The organism is Dyella flava (assembly GCF_016904955.1).
Classification (GTDB): domain Bacteria; phylum Pseudomonadota; class Gammaproteobacteria; order Xanthomonadales; family Rhodanobacteraceae; genus Dyella_B; species Dyella_B flava.
The window spans coordinates 21,195-32,103 of sequence record NZ_JADIKE010000020.1 but is presented as its reverse complement, the minus strand read 5'-3'; the positions used below and the strand labels follow the sequence as shown (position 1 = coordinate 32,103).

The following is a 10,909-nucleotide window of genomic DNA, read 5'->3' as shown; positions in this document are numbered from 1 at the left end:
CCGCCAACGCTCAAGCTTTTATCCCACCCACGCCACGAGCCTTTCAGGCCATTTCTTTGGGTTACTTTTCTTTGGGCCAGCAAAGAAAAGTGACTCGGCCTTTAGGCCGAAAGCGCCGCAGGCAATGGCTCAACCAACGAAATGCACAGCAATGCGAAACACCACCACAAAAGAGTGCAAAAAAATACCGAGTCCCCCACCAAATCAAGCCCAAAGCAATTCAACCAACAAAAAACGGCTACCCCATAATTGAGTGATTTGGAGGCGGGTGCAAGTAACGTTTGCGATACTTTAAGCAACTATTGTATTGAATTCGATACATGTACACGATACCTCTTATCCGCCTCGGCAAATCCTTGCGAGACATGCGGAATAGTCGGTCAATGACCCAAGCCAAGGTCGCCCAGCTAGCCAACGTGCCTCGCCTAAAGGTGATTCAAGTGGAGCGTGGGGACCCTAGTGTTTCCATGAAGGCCTACGCCGCCATCGCCAAAGCATTGGGGGCTGAGCTGACGCTCACGCCTAGCAGGCGCCCCACGTTGGAAGAGGCGAGGGCGTTCTTCGCATATAACGAATAGAGCAATTGGCTGCTTCAATGGTATTGATGCACTTAAAAGCTAAATGTGGGAACTCACAGGCTTGTTACACGACGAGCAATCGCACAACCCATGTCCTGTAGATCATCCGCATTGCCGCGATCCAGGTTCGCCACATCGACTCGGCCGCTCAGCAGCACAAACCCTGGTTTGCCCGAGGGTGAATAAGCGCCGATGACCACCAGGCTATGCATGGCCATCGAATCGCCCGGCGGCAAGGCGTGGGCCAGATCCTTGAAGGGATTGATCTTCAGGTCTGCACCGCTCACCCAGCGGGCCAGGTAGCGATGTTGATTCGGCGGCAAGGCTTCCGGTAGCCAGTTCCAGTGTTCGGTGATGGCGGGGAGCAGGCGCTTGATGGTGTCGCGAACGTCTGCGCGCAGGCAGTCGATATGAATGTGCAGTTGGTCTTGCGAACGGCCCATCGGCGAATTGACAACCAGGCCGATGACATCGCGCGATTGTTCCGCATCCAGTGCCGCTTCGACATACAGACGCGCGCTCCACGCGCGCGCCAGGTAGTTGGCTGCATCAGGCGTCAATAGCAGGGGACTTTCGATACCGGTGATACGCGCCAGCGGCAGCAGCAGGTACTGATAGCGCCCATCACGATCCTTGAAGATGGCATAGCCGTTCTGGCCGGGTTGCACATCAATGCATGGGGCGGGTGGATAGACACCTTGTCCGGCTTTGACGGCGCACATGTCGTGCACCTGTTTCCACAAGGCATCGCGATCCTTGGCATGCGCATCTGCGGCGTGGGCACCGGACGCGGTCCACCCCAACACGGCGCACGCGCACAAGCTCAGCCAGGCACGTGCCGCGTGCATCCGATTGTTCATGGCGCGGCTTTGGCGTCGTCGATGTAGTTCATCAGGCTCCGCCGTTCCTGCGCATCGAGACTGGCGACAACCGTCCACTGGGTATGAGTCAGCGGATTGACCCGAACACCGTGATCCCAGACTTCGTAATACAGATGCGGACCGGTCGAGAGGCCGGTGCTGCCGACATAACCGATGATCTCGCCACGATGCACATGCACGCCGGGGTGAATGCTCGCCGCGAAGCTGCTCAAGTGGCCGTAACGCGTCGCCAGGTCATGGGCGTGCTTGACCTCGACTACGCGGCCGTATTCGCCACGCCATTCCGAGAGTGCCACTACCCCATCCATGGCCGCGCGCACGGGAGTACCTTTCGGCGCGGCGTAATCGACGCCCTGGTGGAATTCGTTACCGCCAAGCACCGGCTGGATGCGCCAGCCCCACCCCGACGACATGCGTGCGTCATGAACGGGCGGCATCGGTTTAAGTACCTCGAAACCGCGCCCATGCGAACTCACCACATAATCGTGCCCGGCGTCATCCACATAGTGATACACCTTTTGTGTGCGGCCGCGGTCTTCGAATTGGAAATAGGCCAGCTCGTGTCCGCTCTCGGACGGCCGTATCGCCACGGTGTATTGGCCTTTGGACGGAATGCGCTCCGGCATGTTCCAGACGTGCTTCGCATACGCAACAATCGCATCCACCACCGGGCGATGGCCTAGCGACTGGCTCAGCGCCTTGCTCAGCGGCATCCCCGGAGGAAGCAATCGGATAATCCAGCCGTTCGGCGCGTGCGGGTTTACCGCGGCTAACGTAGCTACCGGCTGCTGCGGCGTATGGGTCGATGGATGTGGGGCAGGTGAGAGCAGCGCGTCTCCCGTGACATGGGACAGCGAAGGCGAGAGCAGCACGTCTCCCGTCACGCTGGATAGCGACGCGATCGATTCGGACGGCGTTTGGGTTGCTGCCTGTTCGGCGGCCAGGCGGCCTTGCTTGTCGCGCACAACCGCAAGGTTGTAGATCGCATTTCCCGCAGACGTCCTGGTCGATACGCAGACCTCGAACCGGTCACCGGGGCGCATGCGCTGCAAGGACTGCAGCACGCGTGGCGACGCATGTTTGGCCCAGTTGGCGTATTGACTGGCATCCACACCGGCTTGCTGCGCCAATGTGGGCGCGCTGTCCCCCTGCTGGACGGTTTCACGATGCATCACGCACGGCCGCGAAGGTGGCTTGGCGGTGGCAGTGAGGGAGCAGAAGACAATCGGCATGACAACCAACGATACCCGGCGCTTCATCCGCACTCCCCGTTACGCCAGAACCCCATGACCAAGTCATGCATGACATTCAATGATTGTGCGGAGCGCGGCGACGGGAGCACCGTTATCGCCAAGTCGATGCTTTCATCAATCTGCAACGGCAACGCATCGCCGGCAGACGCATTCGCACCCACCGAATCGGTGGCGAACAGGCCGAGTATCAGCAGCAGCCACCGAAAGCGCGCCAACGTTACACCGCGACCGAAACAGAGAACAAAAGCTCTCCGTCGGCCGTCAATCGACCGCGACTGTTGCATGCCAGCCCCCGTCTTACTGAATCGGAACGTTATATCATTGCGACGAAAGACATGTAACCCCTCTCTCCAGACGTCGCGCGTCTTCATGAACGCTGCTAATCGTTAACCAAATGTTGGATCGCGCTGATGCCACGTCAACGCGAGGGCATGAGATCAAAACAGGCTCGCCGAATCGCTCGGCTACGCACGCGAAAGTGCCTTCAGTCACGCGTTACACAGGTCGCACGATTTCAATCATGCGTTGCATCGATCGGCAGCACTCGCAACTTATCGCGAATGTTTGTTGAACATGTCGCGCGAGTGATCGACAAGGCATTCGCGTGTGGATGGATGGCGCTGTTGCAGGTGCCTTGCTGCGTGCAATAACGCAGCGATTACTACGCCGATGTGCGCGTGGGATTCAATTCGTGGGCATGCGTTTCCGCCCACTCGCTCAGGTTTTCAATCACGTCGAGAAGGCTCAGGCCCAACGGCGTGAGTTTGTATTCGACCGTGACGGGAACAGTCGGAAAGACTGCACGCGATATGAAGCCGTCCTGTTCCATCTTGCGCAGTGTTTGCGTGAGCACCTTCTGCGAGATGCTTTCAAGCCTGCGGCGCAACTCGTTGAAGCGCAGCTCGTGATCCTTGAGCGCAAGAAACACCAGCAACGACCATTTGTCCGCCACGCTGTCGAGCACCCGCCGTGTGGGGCAGGACGAGCTGAAGACATTCGGCGGGAGAGGGGTTTCGATGGGGGCAGTCACTTTTAGGTACCTAGACTACGAAAAGGTGCCTTCTTTCGGATGGGAACTATAGACCCCAAAGTGACCTTGAACCACCACCCCCGAGGTTTTTCCCATGAAGCAAGTCTTGGTTTCCCATAACGGCGGTCCAGAGCAGCTGGCCGTCACCGAAGGTCCATCGTCGCAGCCGTCCAAGGGCGAAGTGCTCGTTCAGGTTGAAGCGGCCGGCATCAATTACGTGGATATCGCCCAGCGAGAAGGTCTGTTTGAGCTTCCCAAACCTTACGTTCCCGGCGTGGAAGGCGTTGGCACCATCACCGCGCTGGGCGAGGGCGTGGCCGGGCTCAAGCGCGGAGATCGCATTGGCTGGGTTGACGCCCTGGGCTCCTATGCCGAGTTCGCCACCGTGCCGGCAGCCAGGGCGATCGTGTTGCCACGGTCATTCGCTATCGAGCAGGGTTTGCTGCTCCAGGCGATGACGGCGCAATACCTGGTTCACGAATATCGCGACATCACTGCCAAGGACATCGCCTTGGTGCACGCCGCCGCCGGCGGCGTCGGACAGTTGCTGATTCAATGGCTCAAGCATCTGGGTGCCACCGTGATCGCGACGGCATCCAGCGAGGAGAAATTGCAGATCGCACGCGATCGCGGCGCGGACGAAGTCATCAACTACCGCACCACCGATTTTGCTGATCGCGTGCACGACATCACGCAGGGACGCGGTGTGGACATCGCGTACGACTCGGTGGGTAAAGCGACGCTGCTCGGCAGCGTAGCGAGCCTTGCGCGCGGCGGTACGGTGGTGTCATTCGGTGCCTCGTCGGGCGCTCCCCCGGCGATCGAGCCGCACATCCTGATGGCCAAGTCCGTGCGACTGGCGGGCGGTGCGCTCTTCGCATACATCGCCGATCCGCATGAATTGCAACGTCGCGCCAAGATCGTCATCGACGCGTTGGAAGCGGGATGGTTGAAGGTGGCGCCAGCCAGCCAATACACGCTAAGCGATGCAGCTCGGGCCCACGCCGATCTCGAAGGTCGCGCCAAGCACGGCAAGCTGGTCCTGATCCCGTAACTGGCCATTGACCATCCTGCTTCAGAACGCCCTTGTTTGTACGATCAGTACAGACAAGGGTGCGGTCCATGCGTGGACAGCGAAGCATGTGCATGCCTGATGGAAAGCATGGCTTGGATTCAGGCCCGAACTGATCTTTTTGACAAGCAAGGCATGAGCAGAGCGCTCAATACACCGGGCAGGTGATGCCGGGGATGTTTGGACCGTTACTTGTTCGATGCTTTCGCTACGGCATCCGCTTGCGCAGCAGTTAGATATAAGTCGTCAAACTGATCGCCAAATTTTTCGCCCATCAGGCGCGAGAACTCCAGCGCAGCATCAAGCGGGTAGTGGTGGATCAATAGCGAGTCCGCTTCGCCGGCGTCATTCATATGGACGATGACCGAGCATTCGACGGGAACGCCGTTCACGCTTGCCCGATACGACTCGACGAAGAACTGGCTGCCCCAGTGACCGTAATAGGTGTAGTCCTGGAATTCGTATAAGGTTCGGGCATGCGAAATAAGCGCAAGAATGTTGTCCTTGCCATGTACGGCACGTTTCAGGACAGCGCCTTCAAGCGTTGCATCCGGTGCGAGCTTGCCAAGCCACGGCGGCGGTCCGGTAGGACGCGGAAGGGTTGGCGCGGTGTCGGTGAATTTCATGGCCCAAACCCGCTCACTTCACCAACTCGACCAGCGGTTTCCCGATGGGAACGATATAGGTGCCCAGCTCCGCCGCATTGGTCTGTCCAACATTCTTGGCGCTATGCGCGATGCCGGTCGGGACAAACAGCACATCGCCCGCCTTGAGCGTTACCGGCGCCTGGCCTTCGAGCCGGTACTCCAGGGTGCCCTCGATCACGTAGATGATCTCTGCACCGGGATGCTTGTGCTTGGGTGCGGTCTGGCCCGGGTCGATGTCAACCCGCATTTGGACTTCTTCCCATCCTGGAATGTCGAGATTGTGCTGGGACAGTTCCTTGCGGTGGGTTCCTGCCATTTGCTGCGCGTGTGCGGCTTGAAATGTGAAGCTGCCGGTGATGGCCAATAACGTCGCCATCGCGATGTTTGATGCTTTCATGGGATTTTCCTCAGGTGTGTGCTGTTTTAGTCGCGCGTGAACTCAGCGGCATGCTGTTTCACCCACGCGGTCATGTTCATGGGCTGCTGACCGGTGAGCTTGAACACGTCGTCGGTCATGCGGTCGTATCGCCCCTGCGCGTGAAGTTCGGCCATCACCGCAAGGTGGCTGATCAGATGTGCCGGCACACCAAGTTCGCGAAGCTTCTCGGACCACGGCGCGACCGGCACATTGCGATAGCGAATCGTGCGGCCAAGCGCTTCGGAGAATGCGCGCGCGTAGTGATCAATATCCGCCGATTCGGGGCCGGTCAGGTTGTAGATCTGGCCGATATGCGGCGCGGGATCATCGAGAATCGTGGCTACCACGCGTGCCACGTCGAAGGCCGCGATGGGTGAGGTCCTGGCGTCGCCCAGCGGCAGCACCAGCTCATCGGACTCGCGCACCGCATTGGCGGCGAGGCGCAGGAAAAAGCCTTCGATAAAGGCGGTTGGACGCACCGTCACCACCGGCAGTCCCGACCACTCCAGCACCTGTTCCGCCAGCCAGTGCAGTTTGTGCTGCGGGCTGTGGGTGGTGTCGTGGATGCCCATCTCCGATACCGTCATCTGCGAGATGTTCACGATCGCCTCGACGCCGTGATGGCGTGCTACGGCGGCGAAATTCACCGTTGCTTCCAGATAGGCCGGCGAGATCGACATGCCGAAGTAGACGCGCTGGCAGCCCTCGATGACCCGATGCATCGACTCAAGATCGGTAAGGTCACCGGTGACAACCTCCGCCCCGAGCCGGCGCAGGCTCCTGGAACGTTCGTCTGCCCGGCGGACGAGTGCGCGCACCTTGTGGCCCTTGGCCAGCAACATGGCGGTGACGCTCTGGCCGATGCCGCCGACGGCGCCGGCTGCACCCGTGACCAGGATGGGACTGTCATTCGACGTTGTCATGGCTGTCTCGCTCACGTTCTGAAAGTAGGGAAGGGGAATTCGCCAGCGATCCGTTACGCGATCTCGATGATGCGCGCCGCTTCTTCAGTTCGCGCGATGTCGATGCCGCGGTGCGTTCCACGCTCATGGATAGGCGCCGTCGGGGTGCGGTCGATCAGCAGGCTGAGCAGTTCCGGACGGGCGTAGTGGCCGCGCGAATCCATTTGCTGCTTGCGGCGGTAGATCAGCGTGAAATCGAGATCGGCGATGACCTCGCCTTCGCCCGATCGCAGCGGTTCGCCCAAAATCGTGCCGTCGGGTGCAATGATCGTGGTGAAGCAGCCACCCGAGATCGGGCCGATCGCACAACCCGTATCCCGCATGATCTGCGCCTGCTGCTCGGCATCCAGCCAGGCGGTTGCGTTCACCACGAAAGCGCCCGATTCCAGCGCGTGCTGACGGATGTTGATTTCCATCCGCATCGCAAACCCGTCGCCGAAAGCAGAGCCCGGGTACATGGCCGAATGGATCTGCTCACCGTCGGCCATCAGCGCATAGCGTGCCAGCGGGTTGTTGTGCTCAAAGCATGCCAGCTGGCCAATGCGACCGACCTTGCTGTCGACGGCGCGCAAGCCCGATCCGTCACCCTGGCCCCAGATCATGCGTTCGAAATGGGTCGGCGTGATCTTGCGGCGGCGCTGGATCAAGCTGCCGTCGGCGTCGAACAGCAATTGCGTGTTGTAGATGGTGCCGCCGTCACGTTCATTCACGCCGATGGAGACCACCATGCCCGCCTTGCGCGCCGCTTCGCCGATAGCATCGGTCGTCGGGGACGGCACCGTCACGGACTGCTCAAGCAACCGCAGATACTCGTCGCCCATCAGTTGCGCCATCGGCGTCTGGACGGCCGCAAAGTACGGGTAATACGGCACCACGGTTTCCGGGAAGGTGGCGAACTGCACGCCCTTCTGGCCCAGCTCATGAATCTTCTGAACGATCTTTTCGACGGTGGCCTCGCGGCTATAGAGCACAGGGCTGATCTGTACGGCGGCGGCTTTGATGATTGTCATGGCTGAAATCCTCGTTAAGCGTGTGCGGTATCGAGCGCTGCAGCGAGCGTGATGCGTGCCTTTTCGCGCCGCCTCCGCGCCAGACGCTTCGCACCGGCACCCCGTTCAGACTCGCCCACGAGCATGGCGTGGATGTCCGGCAGCCGGTTGATGACACCATTGGCACCCCAGGTACCGTCCGGAATCTCCGTGGGAAAAACCCATACGCGCGGCGCGATGTCCTTGAATGGCGTGTTCTCGGCGCGCGCTACCGCTTCGGTGATTTCTTTAACCAGCGTCGCCCGTGCTTCATCGGTGTATTGACCCTCCGGCGCCGAAGGAATGATCCGGTAGCGCGGCAGCTTCGAGGGCTCTCCGCCGACGAATACCGCGGCCGGCCGATGCAGATGCAGCACAGATACCCGCTGCGCATGCTGGTTGCCCGGATCGTACCCCTCCGCCCTGATCAGGATGTCCGTCACTTCTTTCAGCAGCCGGGTTTCCGCCTCGGGAGTCAGGGCGTTTTCCGGGATGAGTGCGTCGATCATTGGCATGGTGTCACGCTCGCTTCAGGTGATTTGATGGGGTGATCATCCGCCTTTACCGCAGCCCCAGGGAGTGGCAGAATCGCCATTCTAAGAGGCATATCGGACACGGTCATGGCTACTATCCGGATCTGGGTTTACGACGGAATCCTGGCATCGGGCGTCGCGGGCGCCATCGACGTCCTGAACGCCGCCAACCACCTGCGTGTGCGCGAAGCCGCGCGTAGCGCCACGCCGTTGCCCAAGTTCGCGTGGCGGGTGGAATCGCTCGATGGGCAACCGGTCAAAGCGGCATCGGGTCAGAGCATTGCCGTGGACGGCCATATCGATGCACGCCGACGCGCGGAGGCCGTGGTCATCACGGCGCCGTTCTATTCCGACATGGACCAGTTCGTGGGTCGCCGCGAGCAGTTGAGCGCGCTGTGCGCCGCACTGCAACGCCAGCGCAAGGCCGGCGCCGTGCTGGCCGCTTACTGCACCGGCAACTACCTGCTTGCCGAAGCGGGATTGCTGGATGGTCGCGTCGCGACAACGCATTGGGCCAATGCCGCCGACTTCGCACGCCGCTATCCGCGTGTGGAACTTCGGGCGCAGGAAGTGCTGACCATGCAGGACGGCATTATTTCCAGCGGCGCGGTGACGTCCTATTTGAATCTTGCCGTCCGGCTGGTTGAAGTGTTTGCCGGCGAGAAACTTGCCGCGATGACCGCCAAGTCGCTATTGATCGACATGAACCGGATTTCCCAGGCTTCCTACGCAACGCTTGTCGGTGAGCATGGCCATGCCGACCCGCTCGTCGCACGCGCTCAACAACAGATGGAGGCGAATCTCCAGCAGGGATTTCAGCTGAGCGAACTGGCTGCCCATCTCAACGTCAGCGAGCGAACGCTCAACCGTCGCTTCAAGCAGGCCGTGGGTCTCGCGCCGTTGGAATATCTACAAAATCTGCGCATCGAAGTCGCCAAGCAGTTGCTGGAAACAAGGCCCATCGGCCTCGACAAAGTCAGCCAGCGCGTCGGCTACGGCGACCTCAGCACATTTCGGCAACTGTTCAAGCGCAAGACCGGGCTCTCACCGCGGGAATATCAAAAACGGTTTGCACGCGTTTCCTCACCTGAGCTTGCTGAAAGTGAGTCGCAGAGTTGATCAGCGCATCCCTAAACCTTCCGCAACAGCAAGCCCTTCAAATAATCGCCTTCCGGAAAATTCAGCGATACCGGGTGATCGATATCGGCGGTAAACCGCCCGATCAGCTGCATGTCCGCTTTCGCATCCCAGGCACTGCCCGCCACGATCTTCTGGAACAACTCGGCGCTCATGCCGCCTGAACAGGTAAAGGTGGCGAGGTGGCCGCCCGGGCGCAGCAGTTTCATCGCCCATAGGTTGATGTCCTTGTACGCGCGCGAGGCGCGTTCCACATGCTGGACGGTGGGAGCGAATTTCGGTGGGTCGAGCACGATCAGGTCATAGCTGCGTCCCTTGTCGCGCAGCAGTCGCAAGTATTGAAAAACATCGGCCTCCACCCATTCGGCGCGTTCGCTCGGCAGGCCATTCAAACTCAGGTTGACGCGTGCGGCATCGAGCGCGTCGCCGGAGCTGTCCACCGATACCACCGAGCGCGCTTCGCCGCGCAGGGCCGCCAGCGAAAAACCGCCCGTATAGCAAAAACAGTTCAGCACATCCGCGCCACGCGCCAGGCCGCCGACGCGCTGCCGATTGGCGCGCTGATCAAGATAGAAACCGGTCTTCTGGCCTGCCGCGACATTCACGCGATAGCGCAGGCCATGCTCGGTGATATCCGTGACCGCCGGCAGTTCACCGCGCAACAGGCCGCTGCGTAGCGGCAGCCCTTCCAGTTCTCGCACGTCGGCATCGGAACGCTCGTAGATGGCGCGTGCGCCGGTGAGTGCTTGCAGTTCGTCGCAAAGCACCTCGCGCCAGGCTTCCGGACCCGCCGCGAGCAGCTGCAGCACGAGTACCTCGCCATAGCGATCGACAATCAGGCCGGGCAGGCCATCGGATTCGCCATGCACCAGGCGCATGGCATCGCCCATGTGCTCCATGGCGGCGCGTTGCTGGATGGCTCGGTTCAAGCGGCGGCGGAAAAAATCCCGGTCGATGGTTTCGCGCTCGTCGAAACTCCAGAAGCGCAGGCGTATCTGCGATTCGCCGCTCCACGCCGCCCAGCCCAGAAAGCGACCATTGCAGTCCAGCACTTTGACTGTGTCACCCGATTTTGGGTCACCTGTTACCGGAAGCAGTGCGCCCGAGAATAACCAGGGATGGCGTTGCAGCGCGGATTTTTCTCGGCCTGGTTTGATTTTGACGACATGCACGGTGAGGGCCCTGAAGTGCTACGAGGCTGAATGTTGCCTGCGGGATTTCCCCTGCTCAGGTAACAGTTCTTTGTAGAACAGGCCGGGATTGTCGCAAAAAGCCGACGCCATGCCAGCGTAAAATCTTCGCTATTTTCGCGTAGCAACGTTGCACGTCACGCCATGCTTTTCCTCCTCTCCCCTCGGGGAGAGGACCGA

Annotated in this window: 14 protein-coding genes; 4 read left to right on the top strand and 10 right to left on the bottom strand. The window is 60.4% G+C overall.

From position 1 onward, the window contains the following. Together ISP19_RS01590 and ISP19_RS21550 are read left to right on the top strand one after the other, a co-directional pair. A partial coding sequence (locus tag ISP19_RS01590; RefSeq protein ID WP_204678941.1) for a hypothetical protein occupies nt 1–257 on the top strand: 257 nt, incomplete at its 5' end. Between the two features lie 63 nt (nt 258–320). Then, a complete protein-coding gene (locus ISP19_RS21550; protein ID WP_204678939.1) occupies nt 321–578 on the top strand; it encodes a helix-turn-helix transcriptional regulator in 258 nt (85 codons plus the stop codon). A gap of 53 nt (nt 579–631) precedes the next feature. Here ISP19_RS21550 and ISP19_RS01580 read toward each other — a convergent pair whose 3' ends face one another. From ISP19_RS01580 to ISP19_RS01565, 4 genes are all read right to left on the bottom strand, one after another. Continuing rightward, complete coding sequence (locus tag ISP19_RS01580) at nt 632–1,438, bottom strand: CDP-diacylglycerol diphosphatase (RefSeq protein ID WP_204678937.1); 807 nt, start codon at nt 1,436–1,438, stop codon at nt 632–634. Further along, entirely contained in the window at nt 1,435–2,718 is a 1,284-nt protein-coding gene (locus ISP19_RS01575) for a M23 family metallopeptidase (protein ID WP_204678935.1), read from the bottom strand. Before ISP19_RS01575 ends, ISP19_RS01580 begins: the two co-directional genes overlap by 4 nt. Then, a complete protein-coding gene (locus tag ISP19_RS01570; protein ID WP_204678933.1) occupies nt 2,715–3,083 on the bottom strand; it encodes a hypothetical protein in 369 nt (122 codons plus the stop codon). The genes ISP19_RS01575 and ISP19_RS01570 overlap by 4 nt, the downstream gene beginning before the upstream one ends. 290 nt (nt 3,084–3,373) lie before the next feature. Continuing rightward, on the bottom strand, nt 3,374–3,742 hold the full coding sequence (locus tag ISP19_RS01565; RefSeq protein WP_284385273.1) for a winged helix-turn-helix transcriptional regulator: 369 nt from the start codon (nt 3,740–3,742) through the stop codon (nt 3,374–3,376). A gap of 94 nt (nt 3,743–3,836) precedes the next feature. Here ISP19_RS01565 and ISP19_RS01560 point away from each other — a divergent pair, with 94 nt between their 5' ends. Then, on the top strand, nt 3,837–4,796 hold the full coding sequence (locus ISP19_RS01560) for a quinone oxidoreductase family protein (RefSeq protein ID WP_204678930.1): 960 nt from the start codon (nt 3,837–3,839) through the stop codon (nt 4,794–4,796). Nucleotides 4,797–5,002: 206 nt separating this feature from the next. Here the strand turns inward: ISP19_RS01560 and ISP19_RS01555 are convergent, their stop codons facing one another. From ISP19_RS01555 to ISP19_RS01535, 5 genes are read right to left on the bottom strand one after another with little or no spacing between them, the layout of a single operon-like run. Continuing rightward, nucleotides 5,003–5,440 carry a hypothetical protein gene (locus ISP19_RS01555; protein WP_204678928.1) on the bottom strand — a complete coding sequence of 146 codons (438 nt, stop codon included), beginning with the start codon at nt 5,438–5,440 and terminating at the stop codon, nt 5,003–5,005. 13 nt (nt 5,441–5,453) lie between these two features. Next, the gene (locus tag ISP19_RS01550; RefSeq protein ID WP_204678926.1) at nt 5,454–5,858 is read right to left on the bottom strand and encodes a cupin domain-containing protein; all 405 of its coding nucleotides are present in this window, start codon (nt 5,856–5,858) and stop codon (nt 5,454–5,456) included. A gap of 26 nt (nt 5,859–5,884) precedes the next feature. Next, the gene (locus ISP19_RS01545; RefSeq protein ID WP_204678924.1) at nt 5,885–6,802 is read right to left on the bottom strand and encodes an NmrA family NAD(P)-binding protein; all 918 of its coding nucleotides are present in this window, start codon (nt 6,800–6,802) and stop codon (nt 5,885–5,887) included. A gap of 53 nt (nt 6,803–6,855) precedes the next feature. Further along, a complete protein-coding gene (locus ISP19_RS01540) occupies nt 6,856–7,851 on the bottom strand; it encodes a carbon-nitrogen hydrolase family protein (protein WP_204678922.1) in 996 nt (331 codons plus the stop codon). Nucleotides 7,852–7,865: 14 nt separating this feature from the next. Next, nucleotides 7,866–8,384 carry a tautomerase family protein gene (locus tag ISP19_RS01535; protein WP_204678920.1) on the bottom strand — a complete coding sequence of 173 codons (519 nt, stop codon included), beginning with the start codon at nt 8,382–8,384 and terminating at the stop codon, nt 7,866–7,868. Between the two features lie 105 nt (nt 8,385–8,489). Between ISP19_RS01535 and ISP19_RS01530 the strand changes: the two genes are divergently transcribed. Then, on the top strand, nt 8,490–9,521 hold the full coding sequence (locus tag ISP19_RS01530) for a GlxA family transcriptional regulator (protein ID WP_204678918.1): 1,032 nt from the start codon (nt 8,490–8,492) through the stop codon (nt 9,519–9,521). A gap of 11 nt (nt 9,522–9,532) precedes the next feature. On the opposite strand, the gene ISP19_RS01525 is transcribed toward ISP19_RS01530, so the two are convergent. Further along, nucleotides 9,533–10,711: a class I SAM-dependent rRNA methyltransferase gene (locus tag ISP19_RS01525; RefSeq protein WP_204678916.1), complete on the bottom strand. Its 1,179-nt coding sequence runs from the start codon at nt 10,709–10,711 to the stop codon at nt 9,533–9,535. Between the last annotated feature and the right edge of the window lie 198 nt (nt 10,712–10,909).